The organism is Symmachiella macrocystis, assembly GCF_007860075.1.
Taxonomy (GTDB): Bacteria; Planctomycetota; Planctomycetia; order Planctomycetales; family Planctomycetaceae; genus Symmachiella; species Symmachiella macrocystis.
This window is the reverse complement of record NZ_SJPP01000001.1, coordinates 2,130,401-2,152,804: the sequence shown is the minus strand read 5'-3', so window position 1 is coordinate 2,152,804 and position 22,404 is coordinate 2,130,401. Positions and strand designations below refer to the sequence as shown.

General features: G+C 55.1%; 22 protein-coding genes. 15 read left to right on the top strand and 7 right to left on the bottom strand.

Annotation, left to right across the window (positions count from 1 at the left end; all coding sequences use genetic code 11):
• The first annotated feature begins 6 nt into the window (after window positions 1-6).
• From CA54_RS08410 to flhB, 13 genes are all read left to right on the top strand, one after another.
• Window positions 7-1,842 carry a flagellar hook-length control protein FliK gene (locus CA54_RS08410; protein ID WP_146370353.1) on the top strand — a complete coding sequence of 612 codons (1,836 nt, stop codon included), beginning with the start codon at window positions 7-9 and terminating at the stop codon, window positions 1,840-1,842.
• Between the two features lie 149 nt (window positions 1,843-1,991).
• Window positions 1,992-2,420, top strand: a complete 429-nt coding sequence (locus tag CA54_RS08405) for a flagellar hook assembly protein FlgD (protein WP_146370352.1) — start codon at window positions 1,992-1,994, stop codon at window positions 2,418-2,420.
• 248 nt (window positions 2,421-2,668) lie between these two features.
• Window positions 2,669-4,426 (top strand): flagellar hook protein FlgE, encoded by a 1,758-nt coding sequence (locus tag CA54_RS08400; protein ID WP_315851698.1) that lies wholly within the window; start codon window positions 2,669-2,671, stop codon window positions 4,424-4,426.
• Between the two features lie 50 nt (window positions 4,427-4,476).
• Window positions 4,477-4,668 (top strand): flagellar FlbD family protein, encoded by a 192-nt coding sequence (locus CA54_RS08395; RefSeq protein WP_145373664.1) that lies wholly within the window; start codon window positions 4,477-4,479, stop codon window positions 4,666-4,668.
• 135 nt (window positions 4,669-4,803) lie between these two features.
• Window positions 4,804-5,586, top strand: coding sequence for a motility protein A (locus CA54_RS08390; RefSeq protein ID WP_146370350.1), 783 nt, complete (start codon window positions 4,804-4,806; stop codon window positions 5,584-5,586).
• Between the two features lie 123 nt (window positions 5,587-5,709).
• Window positions 5,710-6,429 carry an OmpA/MotB family protein gene (locus tag CA54_RS08385; protein ID WP_146370349.1) on the top strand — a complete coding sequence of 240 codons (720 nt, stop codon included), beginning with the start codon at window positions 5,710-5,712 and terminating at the stop codon, window positions 6,427-6,429.
• Between the two features lie 225 nt (window positions 6,430-6,654).
• The gene (locus CA54_RS08380; protein ID WP_197532295.1) at window positions 6,655-7,212 is read left to right on the top strand and encodes a flagellar basal body-associated FliL family protein; all 558 of its coding nucleotides are present in this window, start codon (window positions 6,655-6,657) and stop codon (window positions 7,210-7,212) included.
• Window positions 7,213-7,272: 60 nt separating this feature from the next.
• Complete coding sequence (gene fliN, locus CA54_RS08375; RefSeq protein WP_197532294.1) at window positions 7,273-8,052, top strand: flagellar motor switch protein FliN; 780 nt, start codon at window positions 7,273-7,275, stop codon at window positions 8,050-8,052.
• Between the two features lie 89 nt (window positions 8,053-8,141).
• On the top strand, window positions 8,142-8,948 hold the full coding sequence (locus CA54_RS08370) for a FliO/MopB family protein (RefSeq protein WP_146370347.1): 807 nt from the start codon (window positions 8,142-8,144) through the stop codon (window positions 8,946-8,948).
• On the top strand, window positions 8,941-9,960 hold the full coding sequence (fliP, locus tag CA54_RS08365; RefSeq protein ID WP_146370346.1) for a flagellar type III secretion system pore protein FliP: 1,020 nt from the start codon (window positions 8,941-8,943) through the stop codon (window positions 9,958-9,960). Before CA54_RS08370 ends, fliP begins: the two co-directional genes overlap by 8 nt.
• A 124-nt stretch (window positions 9,961-10,084) precedes the next feature.
• A complete protein-coding gene (gene fliQ / locus CA54_RS08360) occupies window positions 10,085-10,351 on the top strand; it encodes a flagellar biosynthesis protein FliQ (RefSeq protein WP_146370345.1) in 267 nt (88 codons plus the stop codon).
• A gap of 226 nt (window positions 10,352-10,577) precedes the next feature.
• Entirely contained in the window at window positions 10,578-11,573 is a 996-nt protein-coding gene (locus CA54_RS08355) for a flagellar biosynthetic protein FliR (RefSeq protein ID WP_146370344.1), read from the top strand.
• Between the two features lie 72 nt (window positions 11,574-11,645).
• Window positions 11,646-12,719, top strand: a complete 1,074-nt coding sequence (flhB, locus tag CA54_RS08350; RefSeq protein WP_146370343.1) for a flagellar biosynthesis protein FlhB — start codon at window positions 11,646-11,648, stop codon at window positions 12,717-12,719.
• A gap of 107 nt (window positions 12,720-12,826) precedes the next feature.
• On the opposite strand, the gene CA54_RS08345 is transcribed toward flhB, so the two are convergent.
• Window positions 12,827-13,168 (bottom strand): translation initiation factor, encoded by a 342-nt coding sequence (locus CA54_RS08345; protein ID WP_146370342.1) that lies wholly within the window; start codon window positions 13,166-13,168, stop codon window positions 12,827-12,829.
• A 369-nt stretch (window positions 13,169-13,537) separates the two neighbouring features.
• Between CA54_RS08345 and CA54_RS08340 the strand changes: the two genes are divergently transcribed.
• Both CA54_RS08340 and CA54_RS08335 read left to right on the top strand, forming a co-directional pair.
• Window positions 13,538-14,416, top strand: coding sequence for an HDOD domain-containing protein (locus tag CA54_RS08340; protein WP_146370341.1), 879 nt, complete (start codon window positions 13,538-13,540; stop codon window positions 14,414-14,416).
• 12 nt (window positions 14,417-14,428) lie between these two features.
• The gene (locus CA54_RS08335; protein WP_146370340.1) at window positions 14,429-16,618 is read left to right on the top strand and encodes a hybrid sensor histidine kinase/response regulator; all 2,190 of its coding nucleotides are present in this window, start codon (window positions 14,429-14,431) and stop codon (window positions 16,616-16,618) included.
• A 70-nt stretch (window positions 16,619-16,688) separates the two neighbouring features.
• On the opposite strand, the gene CA54_RS08330 is transcribed toward CA54_RS08335, so the two are convergent.
• The 6 genes from CA54_RS08330 to CA54_RS08305 all read right to left on the bottom strand — a co-directional run bounded on the left by CA54_RS08330 (window position 16,689) and on the right by CA54_RS08305 (window position 22,282).
• Window positions 16,689-17,081 carry a hypothetical protein gene (locus CA54_RS08330; protein WP_146370339.1) on the bottom strand — a complete coding sequence of 131 codons (393 nt, stop codon included), beginning with the start codon at window positions 17,079-17,081 and terminating at the stop codon, window positions 16,689-16,691.
• Window positions 17,074-17,643, bottom strand: coding sequence for an RNA polymerase sigma factor (locus CA54_RS08325; protein ID WP_197532293.1), 570 nt, complete (start codon window positions 17,641-17,643; stop codon window positions 17,074-17,076). Before CA54_RS08325 ends, CA54_RS08330 begins: the two co-directional genes overlap by 8 nt.
• 128 nt (window positions 17,644-17,771) lie before the next feature.
• On the bottom strand, window positions 17,772-18,842 hold the full coding sequence (locus tag CA54_RS08320) for a phosphotransferase family protein (protein WP_146370338.1): 1,071 nt from the start codon (window positions 18,840-18,842) through the stop codon (window positions 17,772-17,774).
• A gap of 63 nt (window positions 18,843-18,905) precedes the next feature.
• On the bottom strand, window positions 18,906-20,105 hold the full coding sequence (locus CA54_RS08315) for an acyl-CoA dehydrogenase family protein (RefSeq protein ID WP_146370337.1): 1,200 nt from the start codon (window positions 20,103-20,105) through the stop codon (window positions 18,906-18,908).
• Window positions 20,106-20,132: 27 nt separating this feature from the next.
• Window positions 20,133-20,864 carry a histidine phosphatase family protein gene (locus CA54_RS08310; RefSeq protein WP_146370336.1) on the bottom strand — a complete coding sequence of 244 codons (732 nt, stop codon included), beginning with the start codon at window positions 20,862-20,864 and terminating at the stop codon, window positions 20,133-20,135.
• 62 nt (window positions 20,865-20,926) lie between these two features.
• Window positions 20,927-22,282, bottom strand: coding sequence for an outer membrane protein assembly factor BamB family protein (locus tag CA54_RS08305; RefSeq protein ID WP_146370335.1), 1,356 nt, complete (start codon window positions 22,280-22,282; stop codon window positions 20,927-20,929).
• Window positions 22,283-22,404 lie beyond the last annotated feature (122 nt).

Here is a 22,404-nt window from a genome sequence, read left to right as displayed (position 1 = left end):
TGAGTTATGTCCTCGGATAATTTTAATTTTTCGATCGATGCACTTCCGGTCTCGGCACCGGCAAAGCCTTCGTCGCTTGATACGTCGGCAAACCACAGCGATTCCGCGCAGAGTGGGTTTCGCGATGTGCTTTCCGGTTCAATGGACGAGACCCGCCAAGCCCGGCGAACCGACCGCCGTGATGAGGCGCCGTCGTCGACGCGCGAAGCCGCAGCACAGAAGCCGTCGACAGATGACCGTTCTAACGATCCAGCGCGGCAACGCGCGGAGATCAATGCGGACACAAAACGCGCCGAGGCACAAAACGCCAGCGCCGACGAACAGATTTCAACCGAACCGGCCGATCCGACCGAAGCTGAGACGGACACCGGTCAAAAGCCTACTGCTCTGCCGCAAGCGGCTGAAGGGGCGCCGCCGGCGGAATTTGTGGCAGCGCTGATGGCGACGCAAACCACAACCGCTGCTGTGGATTCCGAATCGGCAGCTTCCTCTTTTGAAACAACCACGATTACGGTTCAATCGCCCCCACAAGGACTTGTGACAGCCTTAGCCGCCACAGGCAACGGATCCGCCAACTCGCAGTTGATCAATAATCAACAGGCCGATGGGGTTCCTGGGTTGGAATCCGCTGCGAATGAAACGATAACGGTCGATCAGCCGGCAAACGCGGCAGCGGTGGACGGGCAACCGGTTGAGGCGGTTCAACCGGCGATCGAGAATCCAGCAGCCTCCGGAGTGGCTACGACAACACCTGCCAGCTATACGGTTTCCTCGACGCCAACAGAAGGTCGTCCAACGCCCGTATCGCCGCCAACAACGGAGCCTCAGGTCTCGACCGGTCAGAATGCGGAAAACGTCGTGCCGGAGACCAATGAACCACCAGTCGCGCCGAAAAATTCGCCACAACAGCCAACCGAGACATCGAAGACCGCGCAGCAACAATCGGTCGTTGAATATACAAATGGATTGGCAACTGCGGACGAGGGGACTGATCCGCAGCCTACCCCACCGCCAACAACAACAGCAGGCAGTTCCGCAAAAAACTCTGAGACCACCGATACGGTTTCCTCTGACAAAGCCGGACCGCAACAACCGCTGGATACCACACTGGACGGTCAGCAGTCGCAAAGCGGTTCGTCCGACGATCAATCACAGCAGCAATCGTCGAACTCGGCGCCATTTGCCGATTCGTTGACGAAGACGAGCGAAGCAGCAAGCCTACAAAGTCCTCTTGTCCCGGCTGATGATTCGGCGACCGGTCAGGAATCGACCGAGCCGGTTTTGGGCGGGCCCGCACCCATTTCGCAGCAGTCGGATGTCTCACGAACTGTCGGGACAACCGCGACCACCACAGTGGAAACAGCTGTGGATGTTCAGCGTCCTGATTTTGCGATGCGCGTCGCCAACGCAGTCCGCACCTCAGCCGATAACCGCCAAGAGGTCACCATGCGCCTCACGCCACCGGAATTGGGGGCGTTGCGTATTCAAGTCGCTGTCGAACAGGGAAAGGTCTCGGCGCGGATTGACGCACAATCGTCGGCAGCCCAGAAAATTCTCCTCGACAGCCTGCCGCAATTGAAAGAAGCACTGGTCCAAAACGGAGCGAGTGTGGAACGCATTGAAGTGATGCTGGCCGACAACTCGCCGAATGACCAAGGTGGCGCTCTGGGACAGGGATTTACGGAACAAGGCGAACCGGGCAACGCGCCGCGGGACCAATCGACTTATGGAGACGACGGTCGCGGTTTGGCCGAAGCCGAAGAGACATTGGAAACCGCAGCGCCAGCGGCCCCAGGAATCACCCGAAATCGCGGCATGCTTGAACTCGATATAACCATCTAGACGCCGGTCGGAATCCGGCACGCAAACTCGCAAAAATTGGCAACCGACGACACAACGTTTCACATTGGCTGTTCCACAAATTGTTGATCAATTTGTTTGTTGAATGTCAGCCGGCGACATAGAAGGCCGGCTCTCGGAAGGAACCGATCATGGATGTCAATACAACCACGAGTACCGGCGCTTCGTCGACGGCCACGACTGTAGAGTCCGGCAAAACGGGTTTTGCAGCATTGAATGCCGACGATTTCATGAAGTTGTTATTAACGCAACTTCAGAATCAGGATCCCTCGGAGCCTACGAGCAACGAAGAGCTGCTCAACCAGCTCTCGTCCATGCAGAGTTTGGCATCGAGTATTGAATTGGGCGACACGCTCAAGGATATCGTCTCCAACCAGCAATTGACCGACGGTGCTGCGTTTTTGGGATCGTATGTCACGGGTGACAACGACCAAAATGTCGCCGTGGATGGGGTTGTGGACCGCGTCGTCATGCGGGAAGGATCTGCCTATCTCGGAATCGGCGAGCAAGAAATCCCGGTCCGAAATGTCACACAGGTGAACGCGCTGTTCGCCCAATAACGTTTCCGGACTGAATAGAATAGAACTCCACCGTCGGCCGAAATCCCCTTTGGCGCGCGGTGGTTCTTGCTGCGCTGTGACGAAGTGGATCAAGCGAACTTCCCAGATTACCAAGTTCCCCGGACCGTCATTGCCCAGACAATTGTACCGGCTGCAAAATATCCGGTCGATAAAACGACTGTGCGAAATTGTTCCGCCCTGGGGAGTCACATTTCGCGCTGAAAACGACTGTCACCTGTCTCGACCGAATGATTGGATTGGTCGAGCCGAATTGTCATGCTAGACCGTGGGGGGTCATTATGGGTCTTACGTCCGCGTTGAATACGTCTTTGAACGGCTTGTCTTTGAACGAAACTGCGATTGATGTTTTAAGTAACAATATCGCCAACGCGGGGACCAACGCGTTTAAGTCGTCTCAGGTTCAGTTCTCGACGCAGTTGGCTCGTACGCTCAGTTTTGGTTCGCGTCCCACCGCGACAAACGGCGGGACCAACGCCAAACAAATCGGCCTGGGGGCCACGGTCGCGGCGATTATACCCGACTTCAGCCAGGGCAGTATCACTAATACAACGACACCGTCGGACTTGGCGATTCAAGGCGATGGTTTTTTCATCGTCGAAAGCCAGGAAGGCAACGTCTATACGCGGAATGGTACGTTCCGTCTCAACAGCGAGAACGTACTCACCAATAGCCAAGGTCTGCGGGTGCAAGCTTATGGTGTGGATGACGATTTCAACATCATCAATACTGAATTGAAGGGCGTGCAAATTCCGCTCGGTGAATTGAGTATCGCTGAAGCCACCGAAAATGTGGTGATGAGTGGAGCTCTCTCCCCGCAGGGCGAAATTGGTACGCATGGGACGTTGTTGGAAACAGCACCGTTGGTCATTGATGGCGCCGGCACAGCACTTAGCTCTACGGCGACTTTGCTTTCGGCCGTCCGATTAGCTTCCGATCCCGCCACGCCATTGTTTACTGGCATCCCTGCCGATTTGGAACTGACCGGAGTCAAGGGGGGACGAACACTTGATACAAAGACTTTGGCGGTCACCGCGACGACGACCGTCCAGGACTATATGGACTTTCTCGATGAAACCCTGGGCTTGCAGTCGAACAGCGTACCCACCGATGCCGATGGCATTGCCGTGGGTGTCGACCTCAGTGGTGGCATGATTCGTGCCAAAGGAAATCGTGGGTCCGTCAACGACATTTCCGTTCCTGTGGGTTCGATGGTCATGAACGGTGGTGTCGTTGGCTTGGATATTCCTCGAAATGGCGAAGCTGCTGACGGAGAAAGCACATTCACCACGTTCGTCGTTTTCGACTCGTTGGGCGAAGCACTGACCGTGCGGATGAGCGCCTACAAAGAAGCTGAAACGACCAGTAGCACGACGTTTCGCTATATTTTGGAAAGCGATAACAACAGTTCGGGAGTCCCCGGCGATGTCGATATCGCCTTGGGAAGCAGTACGGTGGTATTCGATAGCGTCGGTAATGTCGCCGACCAACCCAACAACTCGTTCTCGGTCGATCGGAACGGGAGTGCCGCCGTCAGTCCGATGGTTTTTGAGGTCGATATGTCGGCGATCTCAGGAATTTCATCGTCGGGTAGTAACCTCAACTTGAAATCGCAAGACGGTTCCAGTCCCGGTGTATTGACGAGTTTTGTGATTGATGAACAAGGGGTGATCAACGGCGTTTTTGACAACGGGGTCATCCGAACTTTAGGGCAAGTCGTATTGGCCCGTTTCACCAATCCGGGCGGCCTGTTGCAAGATGGCGGCGATACGTTCCGGGAAGGGGTCAGTTCCGGTGAACCGTTGGTGAGCACACCCGGGACATTCGGTGCCGGAACCATTCGTGCCGGTGCTATCGAATTGTCCAATACCGACATCGGACGAAGTCTCGTCGATTTAATCGTGGCCTCAACCAACTATCGCGGCAATGCCCGTGTCATCGATTCCACGAATCGGCTCGTGGATGAGCTGTTGCTGTTGGGCCGATAATCAACGACTCAATCGGTGATTGCGGCAAAACTTTCTGAAGGTAGGCGGCCATGATTCAACTCACGCGGCTCAACGGCGACCAGTTCGTGCTCAATGCGGAATTGATCCGCTTTGTGGAAAGTCGCCCTGATACGTACATCACGCTCACCACAGACGATCGCTTTGTCGTACGTGAAAGTATGGATGAGGTTGTACAGCGCTCGATCCAGTACTCGCGTCAGATTCGCGGCGGCATCGTCTAACACACTGTCGGATAGAAATGGTTTCGAAGACCGGGTGACGGATCTTGTTGGTAATTTTTGAGCGGACAGGCAACCCGGTCATAGTGCCGTCAAGCCAAATGTGTCGACTCAGCGTTCAGGGATGAAAACAGGCTCATGGACAAAGCAACAATTGGCGGATTGGCGAGCGGAGTCGCATTGTTGGTCATCGCGGTGTTCGTTGCGCCTGGATCAAAGTTCTCAGCGTTTTGGGATACCGCCTCCGCCGCCGTCGTCGTGGGGGGCGCGATCGCGGCAACGGCAATCGCCTTTCCCGTGGTGGCACTGCTCAAGTTTCCGCGGGTCATCAAAAAGACCCTGCAACCCAATGCCTTAGAAGCCGCTCCGGTGATTGCGGAGCTAGTCGGTCTGGCTGAAGTCGCCCGTAAAGACGGGATTCTGGCGTTGGAGCAAAAAACGGAAGAGATCGAAGACCCGTTCATTTTGCTGGGCATCCAAATGGCGGTCGACGGCATTGACTCGGAATTGATGGAGGAATTGCTCCGCACCGAAGTCGATTCAGTCGCCGAACGCCACAAAACCGGCAAGATGTTGTTGGACACGCTAGGCCGTTACGCACCGGCATTCGGCATGATCGGGACGTTAATGGGTTTGATCATCATGTTGGGAAACATGGACGACCCCGACGCGATCGGTCCCGGTATGGCGGTCGCCTTGATCACGACGCTCTATGGAGCCATCGTCTCCAACTTAGTTTGCCTCCCATTGGCCGACAAGTTGGCCTATTACAGTAAACGCGAAGTGGAAATCCGAGAAATCATCGTGCGAGGAATTCTCTCCATCCAACAAGGGGACAACCCGCGCGTGGTGGAGCAAAAACTGAAGACCTGCCTGCCGGCCGACCAACGCGGTTCGGACGAAATGGCAGACGCCGCTTAACGAGCCAATGGGGGCCGTTGGAAGCGGGCCGCCTATATCCAAGATTTGCTCTCCTGAGCGGGCAACGATTAGTTGGCCCCGCTTTTCCTTTTACCGGAAATCATCTCGGCCGAGGCGCGACTCATGCCTGTTCAAGACGATCCCGCTCCCGGCGTTCCCGAATGGGTTGTGACCTACGGTGACATGATGTCGCTGCTGCTGACATTCTTCATCATGCTTGTCTCGATGAGCGAGATGAAAGAGGAAGGGAAGATGCGGGCCGCTTTGGATGCCATCAGCGAGGCATTTGGCAATGAACAAGCGATGATGGGATCACCCGGCGATTCGTTCCAAACGACCAGCGTGCTCAGTAAGCTGAGTTCGGTGGGGAATCTTTCGTTGGGGGGCACGCGCGAATCGGCGCTGAAAAATCGAGGTGCTGCGGGTAAATACGACCCGGTGCAACGAATTCGCGAAGGGACCGTCGTCACATTGGGCGGTGCAGCCATGTTTAAGCCTTTTGAGGCGGAGCTATCCAACGAGCTGAAACGGAGTCTGGATTCGATTGCGGACGTTTTGCGAAAGCGGTCGCGGCGGATTGAAGTGCGGGGGCATGCTGCGCCCACGGCATTGCCCAAGAACAGCAAGTTTCGAGATGCCTTCGACTTGTCATTCGCCCGCGCCGATGCCGTTGCCAAGTATCTTATCTCAAAAGAGATTCGCCCTTCGCGGATCCTGGTCAGTGCTGCCGGAGACAACGAACCGCGCTCTCTACGTCGCGGTTCTGAGCACCAAGCGCTCAATCGTCGGGTTGACGTGTATTTGATAGATTCCTATATAGAGCGGTCTTCAAAACACCGTTAGCGGTAGGATTTCTCAAAATCGACCGACGGATACATCGACGGCAGCCTCGCGCGACGTGATCAACACGCGTATTGGCAGCTCGGATTGGATTGTCGATGGTTCGCGAATCGTGGCGCGGCGGGTTTCGATGTTTGTCTGTTGTCGGCCTGTCGTCGATAGAGACAATTCGCGAAGTCAACGTACATTCCGCACGAATCAGCCAATACCGTCATGGAGGATGGTTCAATGGCGACGGCCACCACCGACGACCCCGGTAATGACACAGCGGAGGAACTTCCCGACGATCTGGAAGTCGCTCACGCCGCAGTCGCCGCACGTAAAAAAAAGATCAAGGCCGCTGGTTTAGTCATCGGGCTCACGGTCGTCATGATGGGCGTCGGCTATATGTTCATGCCCGAAAGCAGCGCGGAAAATCTTGCTGAAGATGATGAGTCCGCCCTAGCCGCATCCGAAATCGAGGACGATACCGCCGAAGTCGAGATTGGCCAATTCAATTGCACCAACTCACGCGCAGGGATCGACATCAGCGTACACGTGAATTTTTCGTTGGTTGCCGAAGTCCAAAAGAGCAACGAACAAAATTTTCTTGATGCCAAGGATTTGTATGAGGCACGGATCCGTGACATCGTCAATCGCGTGGCCCGCAGCGCCAGTCGCGACGACCTCAACGACCCAGCTTTAGACACACTCAAACGTGAATTTCGCGAAGGTATCAACCGCATCGTTCGCAAACATTATATCGTGAAGATCCATATTCCCGACTGGCAAACGATGGAACGTTAATGCCATTGTTGTGACGAAACCACGACAGGCGTTAAAACGTCTCTACAAGCGAGAGCAACCGTGTCCGACGAAAACGACGATCTCCTCGATCCGGCGGAAATTGAAGCACTGCTCAACGAAGCAGGTGCTGGTGACGCGCCGACTCCTCCTCCGCCACAGGCAACTTCGCCGGACGCAGATGCTCCCCCGAACGCTCCGAGTACACCGGATGAGGAGAGTGACCAATTGTCGCAGGACGATTTGGATCGTCTCATGGCCGAAGCGACAAGCGGTACAGCGCCGCTGGAATCGCAGCCGAAACCGCCAGCAGCCGCCGCGCCGCCCCAGGATAACGACGGTGATTTGCTTGACCCCAGTGAAATCGAACAACTACTCAATGCGCAGGATTCTGGTGCTGCTGCCAGTCCCGCGACCGCTGCGACCTCGGCACCGGCGTCAAACCTTTCCGCCGAAACCGACGAATTGCTGCGACAAGCCGAAGCAGGATTGGCGGCCGCCATTTCCTCCGATGGCGGTGCACGAGGCAATCCGGGACCCTTTGGAAACCCACAACCTTACACCTTCGAAGAATTCGGGAAATCTGATTCCAGTGCCGCAAACGTCGCGCTGAATACGCTGCACGACGTGGAATTGGACATTCGCATCGAACTGGGCCGTACGGAATTGTTGATCGAAGAAGTCCTCCAACTCCGCGATGGATCGGTGGTTCCCCTCGACAAACTGGCCGGCGATCCTGTGGACGTGATCGTCAATGAACGCCTGATTGCCCGTGGCGAGGTTTTGGTTCTGAACGACAACTTCTGCGTACGAATTACGGAAATCCTGCCCCCACATCTCTAATCGGACGTCCTTGCACCACGTGAAGATTTTTCAGTACGCAGCAATGCAGCTGACTTGAAGTTTCCTGCGACTCATTCGTTCTCGAGACTATGACACGAAACCAATTATTTGCATTCGTCGGGCTGTGTGTCTGGGCAGGGTGCGCGCTGCCCGCTGCATCTCTCGCCGCACCTCCGGGAACAACGATCGGCCATTCGAATCCCCCCGCGGTCAACGGTGAAGCACAAGCACAGGGCTTTCAAAATCCGCTTGACAAAAAGTTTCCGCAAGCGAGCTCAGCTAAGAAATCCTCGGCATCCCCATCAGAGACACAGCGCAAGAAAAAAAGCGGATCGTTGGTGCAATCGGTATTGGGTTTGGCATTCGTGCTTTGCCTGATTCTCATCGTCGCGGCCTGGGCCAAACGATATTTGCCGCAAGCCAATACTGCACTTCCTTCTGAAGCTGTGCAAATTCTCGGACAGCGGGCTGTCGGACAACGGCAGATGATTCAATTGATTCGTTGTGGCTCACGGATATTAGTCCTCGGCGCGACTCCCAACGGCCTGACCACGTTGAGCGAAATCACCGATCCGGTCGAGGTCGATTATCTCGCCGGGTTGTGCCGCCAAGACCACCCCCATTCCGTCACATCCGCCTTTTCGCGTCTCTTTCAAAATTATCGCGAGATGAGCGACGAAACAGCAGCGCCTGCCAATCCCATGGGGGCGCTGTCGTCGAAGATGCGACGGACTGATCCGGCGACGGATGCATCACAAAGTCCGCCACATCAATCCATGACCGAGACATCAGCCGAGACGCCCGAACGTTCACTGAAGGAGCGATTAGGCCGCCTCGGTCCGTCTGGCGATTCCTCGCGATTCTCGCCGCCCGGAGCGGAGGGTTCGTATGAATAAATCCCCCGCTGCGACGAAGGACTATCTCAAATCAGCAATCCTCCGCGCGCGACGTTTGGCGCTCTTGTTTGCCGGATTGGTTTTGGTGAGCGTGCTCGTCGCTCCGGCTGATTCTTGGGCGCAAAATGGCGGCGAAGGCAAACGGCCCCGCGCGCGTGCCAACCAGGGTGCCGTTCGCGCTCCCGGAGCACCACTGCCGGTTGATCCCGGCCCGAACCTCCCTGCCGCAAAGCAAAACGGCCTGCCGATCGTTGGTGATTTTAGCCCCGAGGCACTCGTCTCGCCCGACGGCATGACTTCGACTATGAACCTGATGCTCACGCTGACGGTGATGACGCTGGCCCCGTCGATTTTCATCATGACCACTTGCTTCATCCGCTTCATCGTGGTGTTAGGGTTGTTGCGGCAAGCACTGGGCACGCAACAACTCCCCCCCAATCAAGTCATCGTTTCCTTGGCGTTGTTTCTCACCTTTGCCGTGATGGGGCCGATCTGGCAGCAGAGTTACGAATCGGGCATCCGCCCCTATACGAACAACGAAGAGATTGTTCTCGAAGACGGAAACGATCGGCTCACGCAGACATTCATCAATACCACGCGTCCGCTGCGTAGTTTCATGATCTGGCAAATCGACATCGGTAACAATGAGAACTCATTGATGCTGTTTGTCGACTATCAACGGGGACGGCCTGGATTTGTTGAGCCGGAAACCTACGACGATGTCTCCATCTGGGCGCTATTGCCGGCCTTCATGCTCAGCGAACTGAAGACGGCGTTTATCATCGGCTTTGTGATTTATTTGCCGTTCGTGATCATCGATATGGTCATCGCCTCGGTATTGATCAGCATGGGCATGATGATGTTACCGCCGGTACTGATTTCGCTGCCATTCAAATTGTTGCTATTCGTGTTGATCGACGGCTGGACGCTCACGGTCGGCATGCTGTTGGAAAGCGTCACCGTCTCCGAGTCATTATCTGCTCTAGCCCATTTACCACCCCCATTCGTATGACATCCGTAAGGACAATGGATTCCAGGTAGCGGCGATCGTCTCTTGGATCCACGTTTCCAAAGTGTTCAATCTGTGGCTTAATAGCCCGTACCATTTCCATCGGCGTTCCTCCAAAGACAGTGGCATGAATCCTGATCAAGCTGTTGAATTGGCCCGCAGCGCCGTCGTGCTGACGCTCTTGCTCAGCGTACCGATTATGGGCGTAGCCACATTGGTTGGCTTGGTGATTAGTATTGGTCAAGCCGTGACGCAAATCCAAGATCAGACTTTGAGCTTCGTCCCTAAGATCATTCTGATGCTCGTTACGACATTGTTGTTACTTCCTTGGTCGATCACCCTCATCGTCGAATATTCGGAAGATTTATTTCACAGTATTCCTGGCATGTTTTAACGCACGTGCCGCTATGGTTCCCGATTCCAGACAGGCAAGGATGCCCGTTATGAATAACTTTTTCACCATGGTCTTTTCGGTGCTCGCCTTGGCGGCCGCCGTCCTGTTCTTCGCTCAGTCCATGCCGACTGAATTGGCTCGCAGAATCCTTTCCTAAGCTCCTTGGAATCCTCTCCCGGATTCACCAGGAGCTCTCCCGCGAGGCGCACAGCCGCCCTCTTCGCACGTGACCGAACTTCTCTCCAATTTGCTCCATGAGACCGCCGGGTCCAATGCACTCAATGCACTGACCGGTACGGCGATTGGATATTTCTACGCCTTCACATTTGTCATGTTGCGTATGGCCGGGCTGATGACCATTGGACCGGTCTTCGGCCATCCCGGCTTGCCGGTGAATGTCCGCGTGCTGTTGGTGGTCGCACTGTCGATGCTGGTCACGCCAGCGATCTTCGCCGAGGCTCCGTGGCAGACGGTCGCCAAGTATGACGTCAACGGCGATGGGCTGCTGGCAATTGACGAAGCGCCGGTCAAGATGCAACCCCGCATTGCCCGCCTATTGGAGTCCGCGCCCCCTGGCAGGCAAGACGCCGTCTCACCGCAACAGCTCGTCACATCAATCGAACCGCCGAAGTCGTTGGTCGATTATCTCTGGTCGGGAGTGGGCGAATTCTCTCTCGGGCTGGTGTTAGGCATCGGCGTCACGATTATTCTTTCGGGACTGCAACTTGCGGGGCACATGATTGATCAACAAAGCGGGACGGCGGTAGGAGAAATCTTCAACCCGGCGTTCAATACCTCGGAAACTGTGACCGCGCGCTTGTTATCCTGGTTGGGATTGGCGATCTTTCTGGCTGTTGACGGCCAACTCAGCATGGTGTCCGCACTGCTCGAAACCTATCAGGCCTTTCCGATTGGGGAAGGTTTCGTCGATAGCGGCGCAATTGATCTGCTGCACAACCTCTTCATACGTTCGTTGGCCTTAGCTCTGCAAGTCGCCGCTCCGGTGTTGGCCGTGATGTCGCTGATCGCCGTCACGATGGGATTTTTAGGGCTGTCGGTCCCGCAAATCAACGTGCTGGTTGTCGGCTTTCCCATTCGCGCGACCATCAGCTTGGTCGTGGTGAGTTTGACGCTCGTTGGCGCTGGTGGCGTGATTGTCGAGGCAGTCGAAACGTGCATTGAACAGTTGGAATATGCCATCGTCGGTGTCCCTCCGCTTTAGAAAACCACGTCAGGCGGTTACCCGTACCACACAATCCTCTTCACCTTGTTGCGCTGCGGCGGAATCTGATTCATGGCGGACGATCTTGGTGACAAGACAGAAGAACCAACAGATCGCAAGCGGAGTCAAACCCGCGAAAAGGGAAACGTTGCGCGCAGTCAGGACCTGAATACCGCCGGTTTGTTGTTGGCGGCAGCCGCGAGTTTGAAGTTTCTGGGGCCGGGTCTCGTCGAAGCCCTTGTGAAAGTGCTGAGGATGTTTCTTGCTCCCCGCGATTGGGAAACTGTCGATGCTCCGTTGATCTCTAAACTGTTGTGGGATGTCTTTTCTCTGTTGGCGACAGGCATCCTGCCGTTCATGGTCGCCATGGCAGCCGCTGCGCTCGTATTAAACCTGGTGCAAGTTGGCTTCTTCGCCACCACCGAACCGCTGATTCCCAAATTCTCCAGGTTGAATCCACTGGAGGGGGCCAAACGAATTTTGTCGATCACCGGTTTGGTGAAGTTGGCAGTCAGTATCGGGAAAATCGCCATCGTCGCCACCATTGCCGGCTGGTTCGTCACCGAACAGATGGGACATTTTTTGGAGACCATCAATTTTGAAACCGGTATTTTCTTCGCCGACATCGGCGCGTCGATGGTGACCTTAGCATTTCAACTGGCCGCTGCGCTAATCATTTTGGCGATGCTCGACTATGGATTCCAACTGTGGAAATTCAATAAAGACCTCATGATGACCAAACAAGAGGTCCGTGAGGAAATGAAAAACATGGATGGCGATCCGCACATACGGCAGCGGCGCAAAGAGGCTCATCGCAAATTAGCCACTTCGCAGGAATTACGCCAAGTGCAGGAAGCCGACGTGGTCGTAACCAATCCCACCGAATTGGCCGTTGCCATCAAGTACGACGCAGAGAACATGGACGCGCCGATTGTTGTCGCCAAAGGAGCCGGAGAATTCGCCGCCCGCATCCGGCAACTCGCCGCCCAACATGGCGTCCCCATTGTTGAGAAAAAGCCGCTCGCGCAAGCGCTCTACAAAAACATCAAACCGGGCCAAGCCGTTCCGGTCGATCTCTACGAAGCGGTCGCCGAAATTTTGGCTTACGTCTACCGCCTCAACAACAAAGCCGCCTCTGCAGCCTGACCGGGCACCCAATCGAGGAGCGTGTCTTGAGAATGGGGTGGGGCGAAGCACCTGCCGTGACGGCCAGCGACGTCGTCTCGGCAATGTCGCCGGGAACCGTACCGTACTCAGCCTTGCGTGCGATAACCCAAAGTCGTCAATACGTCGCGGACCCGATCCAATTGACGGCCTTGGATTTCAATGGCCCCCTCTTTGAGCGTCCCGCCGGCGCCGCAAGCGGATTTGACTTTCTTCAGCAACTGCGGCAGATGGTCCGCTTCATCATTGAGATTGCGGATCACGGTCACGACTTTGCCTTTGCGCCGCTTTTCGACCGCTAGTTTGGCGGTCTGTTTTCCCGGCGGCACAATTTCCACTTCAGGCGGCGGACAGGTACAGTCCGCCTCGAGTTGCTCACACTGCGGGCAATGCGGCGGGCGGTCCCACTGGGTTCCTTCGAATAAATGCATGCGCAACTCCCAAGAGGGGACGTATTCCTGCTCCGTCCACCACTCTGACAAGACTCCAACTACCGTTATGACTCACCCAAATCTTTGAGGGATCTACTCAAATAGGTAGTTCTACCGGGGGGTCGGCGGAGTTTCAACCGTCATATTCCCTACGGTTTACGACATGATGCCATATCTCAACACATTCCTCTGTCCTGAACGTCAGTGCTTTGAAACGTATCCTAAGTTGTCATTGATGACACATCATGGAAAAGCGCCGAACGTCAGTCTGTGCAGAATAAGCGCCAAATTCTAGCCAGTAACTTTAATGGGGTCGGAAAGGATCCAATCCACTAAAAAGCAGTGATTTTTTAGGTGCGAGGGAAAACCATGGTCGGTAGTACGATGACACTCAGCGAGCAAATGGCGGCGCTGGATCGACTCGTGAAGCGAATCGACGAGATTTCAAGTCTTCCCGATATCGCGATGCGCGTGATTGAAGTTGTCAGTTCCCCAGATTCGGCAGTCGCCGATTTGCGGTTGATTGTTGAAAGCGATCCCGCATTGGTCGCACGGATTTTGCGAACCGCCAATTCATCTGCCTATGGTTTGAGCACGCGCGTCGACAGCATCCATCGCGCCATCGCGCTGCTGGGATTCAACGCCGTCAAGGATTTGGCAGTCACGGCATCGATTGCGCAAATCTTTAAGGACAAAACCAACATCGGCACCTACAGCCGCGCCGCACTGTGGAAACACCTTGTCTGTGTCGCAGTGGCATCACGAATGATCGCCTCGCGGAGTGGAATTCAAGAATTCGACGAAGCGTACATGTGCGGGCTTTTGCATGACATCGGGATTGTATTAATGGATCAGCACAATCACAAAGGGTTTCTCGAGGTAGTTGAAGCCATCTCTACCGAGGAACCAACCTTAGTCACCGAACGCCGCATCTTGGGTTTTGACCACACACAGCTTGGTTCCGAAGTGTCCCAGAGATGGGGTTTTCCCACGAGTGTGCTGCAAACGATCAAATACCACCATGATACGTCGCGTTGCGATCCCGAAGTTCGTCCCATCGCACAAGCTGTCGAAGTCGCGAATTTCTTCTGTACGAAAAAGAACATCACCGCCATGGGGTTGATGAACATCCCCGCCCCTGCGGGTGAGACGTTCGCCGCACTCTCTATTGGGCGAAATGAATTGAAGGTCTTGTTTCAAGATCTTGACATAGAGCTTGAAAAATCACGAGACCTATACGAACTCTAACCGGGGCTGACGATGTCTAACGTGGATTTACTAACCGATGAAATCTTTGGGTGTGACACGGCGAAAAGCGAGTCGCAATCCTGTTTGGAGTTGATCCAGGCGGCGTTAGAACCGTTCGATATCCGGCAACTGTCCGTGTGGGATACCGATGGTCGCTGCCGTGCGAGTTGGCCGTCGATGGATTTGGAGTCCGCAGAAGACACCAGTGCCGGTTTGGGGACCATGGATTCGTCCTGTGATGGGCACAAGTGGTCAACCAATCACGATGGCCGCGCTCAATTAGCGGTGCCGTTGGGGCATCAAGGGTTGCCCACCGGTTTTCTGGTAGCCGAGTTCAGTCATACGCCTGCTGTCGAATTCGAAGCCGAACAAATACGGCAGCAGTTGCCGTGGATTCGCGCTGCGGGGACAGCGGTCATGACTGTCAGCGAACAAACCGAAGCCGCTGTGGAATCCGAGGCGCGGACCAAGCAGATGGAACAGCAGCATCGCGCGTTTCAAGAAGAACACTTGCGCATCGTTGAAATGAATCTCAACGAAAGCGACGCGCGAATGCGCGAGCATCAGCGATATGCCACGCAATTGAGAATGGAGGTCGATGCGCGGACTCGTGACTTGATGGTCAGTGAAGCGGAAACGCGTTCGATTTTGGATACAGCTCCTGACGGCATTGTTACGTTTGATCGCGATGGGGTGATTCAATCGTGTAACCGTGTTGCCGATTCCATGTTCGGGTATTCCCAAGATCAAGTCGTCGGCATGCACGTGTCGGTGTTGCTGGGCGAATCGGTGCAATGGATCTTAGCCGAAGGCGGGTTCGGTTCTACGGAATCGAGTCATGTGAAATGTGTGGATCATGAGTTCACCGCTAAGCGTCTAAACGACTCTGAGTTTCCCATGCACTTTGCAGTCAGTTCAGTCAAGATCGAAAGCGGCTGCCTGTTTACCGTCATCATGCGTGACGTGACCCAACAAAAGGAAACCGAACAACTTATCCGCTCGCAAACCGAACGGTTGGAGGCGATCAATAAAGCCAAAAGCGAGTTTCTGGCGAACATGAGCCACGAAATTCGTACTCCGATGACCGCAATTTTAGGATTTGCCGAAGTTCTGCGGGAAAGCAACGCTCACCCAGACCAGATCGAAGCCATCAACACTATCCTGCGTAACGGTACCTATCTGCTCGAAATCATCAATGACATCCTGGATTTGTCAAAAATTGAATCGGGAAAGATTGAAGTCGAATTAATGTCGGTCGACCCCATTCAGATTGTTCGAGACGTCACCTCATTGATGAGTGTCCGCGCTGTTCCCAAGCGATTAACTCTTGACATCGAATGCCGTGGACCGATTCCCGAATCCATTAAATCTGACCCCACACGGTTGCGGCAAATTTTGGTGAATCTTGTCGGCAACGCAATCAAATTCACTGAGACTGGAGGCGTCAAAATTGCCATGGAACTGGCTGGCCAAAATACGTCTTCCCCGAAATTGATGTTTGAAGTCATCGACACCGGTATTGGCATCACGCCAGATCAGATGGATCGACTATTCAAACCATTTGCTCAAGCGGATTCGTCCGTCACACGTCGTTTCGGCGGAACAGGGCTTGGCTTGGCCATCTCGCATCGGCTTTCGGAGATGCTGGGCGGCCAAATCATGGTCGAGAGCGAACAGGGGCAGGGGAGTACATTTCGAGTTTCCGTCGCCACCGGTGACTTGAACAATGTGCGACTCCTAACCGATGCCACGACAGCGAACGTTGATTCGGAAAAACGACCCGCTGCGCGTTGTTCGTTATCTCAGCAGGGGCTGCAATGCCGCGTTTTGTTGGCCGAGGATGGTCCTGACAATCAACGGCTGATCAGTTTTCTACTCAAAAAAGCGGGCATGGAAGTGACAGTCGTCGACAACGGCGAGTTGGCACTCAACGCAGCTTTAGAAGCGGTTGCGGCCGGCGAGCCGTTCGATGTCATTTTGATGGATATGCAAATGCCGGTCATGGATGGCTATACGGCTGCAACCAAACTCCGTGAAGCCGAATACCGCCGACCGATCATTGCTTTGACCGCCCATGCCATGAAAACCGACCGGCAAAAATGCCTCGACGCCGGTTGCGATGAATACACAACTAAGCCAATCCAACGCGAAGAGCTATTCGGCCTCATCCGAGAGTTGGCCGGAACCACATCCGCCGAATGACCTCGCAGAACTAGCTTGGCTGGTTTGATTGCAGCGGCAACAATCCGGCACAACAGCCGAGGGTTTGCGCTTACGATCCGGGCGCCGTGGGTGTACCGAGTGCCGCTCTCAGAATCCGCGACTGTTTGAAGCGCGACTGAAATGATCGCTCGACTGTTCCCCATTCGTCCCCGTGAGAGCCGGCCGACTCCGACAACCAGTCGGCGTTGTCCTCCAGTTGCGTCTGCTGCCGGTCGACAAAAGCGCGTGCCGGTTGGGCCAGGAGACGTTGTGCTGATCCGGCTGTCCAAATCACGCCAAACAACAAGGCCGCTGCGACCCAGACGCGGCGACGCTGTGCGCGCTCATGATAGGCGCGGACCGATTTGGCGAGTGCTTGACGACGCAATGCCGACGAAGGCTCGGGATAATCACGGGCCGCGAAAATCATCTGCTCGATATTGCTGAATTGCTTGTCACGCATAGGTGACCTCATTTGCCATGGGCTGCAGAAGATGAGTAAGTTTTTCAAGCGCATAGCGATATCGGCTGGCGGCGGTGTTGGGAGATTCACCGAGGACTTCGGCAATTTCCAAAAACGTCATCCCTTCCCAGATTTTTAGTACAACGACCTCGCCTTGTGCGGGAGGTAGTTCGCGAATCGCAGCTCGGATTTGTGCATTGGCTTCTTGCTGGTCGAGTTGGCAACTCTCGGTCACACCGATCGGAGCCACCGTCGCCAAGGAACAGGCTGCGCGTTTCTTCCGTAGAATCTTCAACGCTTCATTGCGGACAACCTTCAAAAAGTAGGGCCAAGGATGATCCGCTCCGGCCAAAGCCTTGGGCCGCAACGTCATTCGCACCATGGCCGCTTGCAGCGCGTCTTCGGCGTCTTCTCTGTTCCGCGTCAACGTTTCCGCGTAGCGCAACAGCCGTGACGCCGTGTAATCATAGAGTTTAGCCAGCGCGCACATTTCTCCCTGGCCGAGCTGCCGAGCAAACTCAGCGACGCAAACCGAGAAATGTGAGGTAGATGCGTCCATCATGTTCTACTTCCATAGATGCCATTGCTGGGCCGGTTTGTCTACAAAAAAGTGAGGAATTCGACAATTTTTGGAAACTCCTCCCCATTCGCACCGACACGCCCTCACTCGCGAAAACCTTGCCACCGCGGTCAAATCATCTCGCCGCGATCAGCCACGTGCAGGGCAGCGACCCCTAAACTCTCCACTGCTCGATTCAAGCCGGCAAATCGAGGATCGCGCGTATGCCCTTCGGCGTACCGGTAATAAATCTGCTGCACGATCACTGCCAGCTTAAACAGCCCGAAGCAATAATGAAACAAAATTCCGGAAGTATCGCGCCCGGTAACCTCTTGGTAACGACGCACAATCTCCAGCCGCGTTAAATTCCCCGGCAAATTGGTCGGCCCGGCAATGAAGGCTTTCAGCGCCGGCTCGTCATCTTCCTGGACCCAGTACGACAATGAGACCCCCAAGTCCAACAACGGGTCTCCCAAGGTGCACATTTCCCAGTCGAGTACGGCAATGATTTTTGTCAGGTCCTGCGGATCCAACACCAAGTTGTCGAACTTGAAGTCATTGTGAATCAACGACACGCCGCTCGAGGGAGGAATATGATCGGCCAACCACCGCGCGATATTTTCCATCTCGGGAAAATCATCGGTGCGGGCCTGTTGGTAGCGCTTGGTCCAGCCTGCGACTTGCCGTTCAATGAATCCTTCCGGCTTGCCAAGGTCGCCCAGTCCGGCCGCTTCGAAATCAATGGCGTGCAGCGCCGCCAAATTGTCGACGAACGACTCTCCCAGCCCGCGCAGCGTCGCTGCATCTAAATCGTATTTCTGCTGCTTCGGCGATCGCAAAATCACCCCTTGGCAGCGCTGCATCACATAGAACGGAGCACCGAGGACGTCGTCATCATCGCAGTAGACCAACGGCTGCGGCACCAAGTCATAGACGCCGGACAATTGAGAAAGGACGCGAAACTCACGCCCCATATCGTGCGCCGATTTGACACGGTTCCCAAATGGCGGTCGCCGTAGCACCAGTTCCCGATCCCCCAACCGCAACAGATAGGTCAGATTCGAAAATCCGGACGGAAACTGTTCCACGACCAACGGTCCCGACGCATCGGGAAGATGAGTGCGCAGATACTCGCCAAGTTTGTCGGTATCCAATTGTTCGCCCTCGCGAACATCCGCCGGTTGATCGAGGTGAATGGACATAGGGGGTTTAGGCTATAGGTTTTAGGCTGTAGGCTTGAGGGGAATGTTTGATGCTGGGTGACATTATTTTTTCATACCGAAACTCCGCAGCGCGCGTTTGGCGAGAACAGTTTTGTGCACTTCGTCTGGCCCATCATAAATGCGAGCGCCCCGTTCTTGGCGATAGAAGTATTGCAGGATCGTATCGTCGCTGACGCCCAAAGCTCCGTGAACTTGGATCGCGCGGTCGACGACCGCCATCAGAACACCGGCCACGTAAAACTTGATCGCTGAGATTTCCTCACGGGCTGCTTTGGTCCCCTCGTTGTCAATCTTCCAAGCAGCATGCAGCACCATCAGCCGGGCGGCGTTGATTTCTGCGCGGCTTTCGGCGATCCAATTTTGAACGGTCTGCCGGTTGCCGAGCGGATCTCCCGGTGCCAACTCCCGCGTGGCAGCCCGCTGGCACATCAGGTCAAAGCTACGTTCGCAGATGCCGATCCAGCGCATGCAATGATGAATGCGGCCCGGTCCCAATCGCGCTTGAGCGATGGAAAAACCGGCCCCTTCTTCTCCCAGCAGATTGGACACCGGCACGCGGACGTTATCGAAACGCAATTCACTGTGGCTGGGCCATCCATCTCCCGCATGTCCCATCACCGGAATGTTGCGAATCCAGCGATAACCGGGAACATCGGTAGGGACGATGATTTGACTGGCCCGCTGATGCGGCTCAGCGTCGGGGTTGGTCACAACCATGGCGACGGCAAACGCAGCGCCATCGGCCGCAGAAGAAAACCATTTGTGGCCGTTAATGACATACTCGTCGCCGTCGCGGACAGCTGTGGTTTTCATCCAGACTGGATTCGAACCGGCGCATTCCGGCTCGGTCATGGCAAAGCAGCTGCGACTCTTTCCGGCGGCCAACGGCAACAGGAATTGTTCCTTTTGCGCAGCGGTGCCAAACTCAGCAAGAATTTCCATGTTGCCCGCATCGGGAGCTTGGCAGTTGAAGACATAGTGTCCCATCGGAGTGCGGCCTAGTTCTTCGCTCAGCATCGCATGTTGCATAAACCCCAAGCCGACGCCGCCATATTCGGCCGGCACTTGAGGGGCCCAGAGTTTCATCTCCTTGACACGTGTCCGTTTCTCTTCGAGCGTGGGGACCAAATCGGCAAACGTGCCGCTGACGAAGCGTTCTTCCAACGGATACACTTCCTCGCGGAGGAATTGTCCCACATTGGCGAGCATGTCTTGAATATCTGTCGGGATCGAAAAATCCATCGGTCGGATTCCTATAGCTTCGAGAGATTAGCGGTAAGTGACGATGTCGTCTTCGAGATGGGCGACGGAATTGAACGAATCAAGTGTCAGCCGGTCGTCGCTGAACAGAAATCGATTCAGCGTACAATTTCGCAGCCGCCAACCGAGTTGTAAAGCAGCCTCGTGTTCCAAACCGAGCGATTGTTGCAAAATCACCGTCATCGGCCCGACCGAACTGAACGCCAAAACATGACTACCGCGGGGTTGGTTGCCTGTTGTTTTTTTTAATCCGAGGCATACCCGCGCATGGAATTGCGCATAAGGTTCGACACCGGCCACCACAATTTTGTCAGCCACCCACAGTTTGGTGACCGCTTCAAACAGCCGTTGAAAATGTTTTTGGATCGCATTCCGATCGTGGTTGTCGCCCTCACGGCTGCGGCGATAATTTTCCGCCAGTTCTAGCAAATGGGGGTGCTCGCCGATGATCGTATCCAAGGACTGTCGCAAAATGACATCGGCGCCATGTTCGTCGAGTTCATCAATGACCATGGGTTCGGGAAAAGGCAAACCAGCAGTTTGATACGCTTGGGCGGTCCAAGCGGCCGTGTCGCGATGACGTTTTGCCGGTCCGGTGATCACACAATCAAATTGTACGCGGCGGTCCGCCAGCGCTTTTCCCAATTGCCGCGCCTGTTCACAACCCCGTTCCGAGAGCTGGTCATAATCGTCTTCAAAAAACGACGCTTGGGCGTGCCGAACCAGATAGAGCGTGCTCATAATATTTCAAACACAATTCGCGGTAGTCATTATGATGGACTCTGACCAGTCGTCCAGCCCTGCTATTTCTTAGCCGCCTGTTCGATGCAATAGATCCCGCTATCCGTGCGGATCAACAATTTGCCTTGGGCCATCGCCGGGGTGGCCATACACATCGTGTCATCGGTGAGCGAATTGGTTCTCAACAATTCGTAGTCCCGCCCCGCGCGGAACACGAATGTGACCCCATCTTCATTGAGGCAAAAGATCTTGCCTTCATAAGCCCAGGGCGAAGCGGTGAAATTTTTGCCGTTGGGGATCCGCTGCTTGCCATATACCTGTTTGCCGGTTTGGGCGTCATAGCAAGCAAAAAAACCGCGATCCAATAAAACGTACAACAGGTCGCCGTAGACAATCGTCGAGGGATTGTAGGGGCCGGCTTGTTTTTGGCACCAGGCGATGTAGTCGTTGCTAGTCTCTTCTTTGCCCAGGCTGATGTCGCCTGTGGCGCCCGGGCGAATCGCGAACAGCGGCTTCTTTTTGTCGAGCACGTACCCCGAACTGACGTACAACAAACCGGAGTCCGCATATGGCGTAGCAATGGTGATGCTCGACATACCGCCGAATTCATAGAGCGGCTTGCCGGCGAGATCATATGCGCGAACTTTTCCCGTGCCGGGCGTGATGATTTCGGTGCGGAGTTCGTTTTCCCAGATGTAGGGCGTCGCCCAGTTGCTTTTCTCGTCTCGTTTTATGTTCCAGATTTCGTCACCGGTCCGTTTATCGAGTGCGACGAGCCGCGAGTCTTCTTCGTTGTCGTTGACGAAATATAACCGGTCGCCGTGGAGTACCGGCGAAGCGGCGCTGCCCCAATCGTAGCGGGTTTTTGTGACCGGCAGCGGTTGCGACCAGACTTCGTTTCCTTCCATGTCGTAACAAAAAATCCCCAGGTTGCCGAAGTAGGCATACACCCGCTGGCCGTCAGTGACGGGCGTTTCGGAGGCGTAACTGTTCTTCAAATGCAGCGGGCCTTTCGGGAGCCCCTTGTAGGCGACGGACTCCCACATCGGCTTACCGGTGTTGAGGTTCAGGCAAATCACCTTCCAGCTATGCACGGTCGTCGGCACGGTGGGGCGATTGCCACCGAAATACAGCCCTTTTTTAGGCTTCTCGGTGTCTCCTTCGTTGACCACCGTGGTCAGAAAAACCCGATCGCCCCAAATTACCGGGGACGACCATCCCCGGCCGGCCAATTCTTGTTTCCAGGCGACGTTCTCTGTGGCGCTCCAGATGGTGGGCAGGTCGGTTTCCTCCGAAACGCCTCGCGCACCGGGACCGCGGAATTGAGGCCAATTCTCCTCGCCGTTTGTAACTGTTGACCAAAAACCGGTCAGTACCACCATAGCAAGGATCAAACGCGTTTTGCCCAATATTCTCATGTGTTCATTCTCTGTTGAGGTCCGCATGATTTCGGTGAGGCGCACCGGTTTGTTGTACTCTTCGGCGAAGGGAATAACAACCAGAGGCTCGGGATGACAAACGGGCGAGTGAATCGCATTGC

What these genes read in the sequence shown, in the direction of transcription:
- CA54_RS08315 (WP_146370337.1), bottom strand. Translation starts at nt 20,105, where the DNA reads ATGGATTTTTCGATCCCGACAGATATTCAAGACATGCTCGCCAATGTG.
- CA54_RS08305 (WP_146370335.1), bottom strand. Translation starts at nt 22,282, where the DNA reads ATGAGAATATTGGGCAAAACGCGTTTGATCCTTGCTATGGTGGTACTG.
- flhB (WP_146370343.1), top strand. Translation starts at nt 11,646, where the DNA reads ATGGCGGACGATCTTGGTGACAAGACAGAAGAACCAACAGATCGCAAG.
- CA54_RS08370 (WP_146370347.1), top strand. Translation starts at nt 8,142, where the DNA reads ATGACACGAAACCAATTATTTGCATTCGTCGGGCTGTGTGTCTGGGCA.
- CA54_RS08330 (WP_146370339.1), bottom strand. Translation starts at nt 17,081, where the DNA reads ATGCGTGACAAGCAATTCAGCAATATCGAGCAGATGATTTTCGCGGCC.
- CA54_RS08310 (WP_146370336.1), bottom strand. Translation starts at nt 20,864, where the DNA reads ATGAGCACGCTCTATCTGGTTCGGCACGCCCAAGCGTCGTTTTTTGAA.
- fliQ (WP_146370345.1), top strand. Translation starts at nt 10,085, where the DNA reads ATGAATCCTGATCAAGCTGTTGAATTGGCCCGCAGCGCCGTCGTGCTG.
- CA54_RS08320 (WP_146370338.1), bottom strand. Translation starts at nt 18,842, where the DNA reads ATGTCCATTCACCTCGATCAACCGGCGGATGTTCGCGAGGGCGAACAA.
- CA54_RS08400 (WP_315851698.1), top strand. Translation starts at nt 2,669, where the DNA reads ATGATTGGATTGGTCGAGCCGAATTGTCATGCTAGACCGTGGGGGGTC.
- CA54_RS08405 (WP_146370352.1), top strand. Translation starts at nt 1,992, where the DNA reads ATGGATGTCAATACAACCACGAGTACCGGCGCTTCGTCGACGGCCACG.
- CA54_RS08395 (WP_145373664.1), top strand. Translation starts at nt 4,477, where the DNA reads ATGATTCAACTCACGCGGCTCAACGGCGACCAGTTCGTGCTCAATGCG.
- CA54_RS08325 (WP_197532293.1), bottom strand. Translation starts at nt 17,643, where the DNA reads ATGATGGACGCATCTACCTCACATTTCTCGGTTTGCGTCGCTGAGTTT.
- CA54_RS08390 (WP_146370350.1), top strand. Translation starts at nt 4,804, where the DNA reads ATGGACAAAGCAACAATTGGCGGATTGGCGAGCGGAGTCGCATTGTTG.
- CA54_RS08385 (WP_146370349.1), top strand. Translation starts at nt 5,710, where the DNA reads ATGCCTGTTCAAGACGATCCCGCTCCCGGCGTTCCCGAATGGGTTGTG.
- CA54_RS08410 (WP_146370353.1), top strand. Translation starts at nt 7, where the DNA reads ATGTCCTCGGATAATTTTAATTTTTCGATCGATGCACTTCCGGTCTCG.
- fliP (WP_146370346.1), top strand. Translation starts at nt 8,941, where the DNA reads ATGAATAAATCCCCCGCTGCGACGAAGGACTATCTCAAATCAGCAATC.
- CA54_RS08345 (WP_146370342.1), bottom strand. Translation starts at nt 13,168, where the DNA reads ATGCATTTATTCGAAGGAACCCAGTGGGACCGCCCGCCGCATTGCCCG.
- CA54_RS08340 (WP_146370341.1), top strand. Translation starts at nt 13,538, where the DNA reads ATGGTCGGTAGTACGATGACACTCAGCGAGCAAATGGCGGCGCTGGAT.
- CA54_RS08380 (WP_197532295.1), top strand. Translation starts at nt 6,655, where the DNA reads ATGGCGACGGCCACCACCGACGACCCCGGTAATGACACAGCGGAGGAA.
- CA54_RS08335 (WP_146370340.1), top strand. Translation starts at nt 14,429, where the DNA reads ATGTCTAACGTGGATTTACTAACCGATGAAATCTTTGGGTGTGACACG.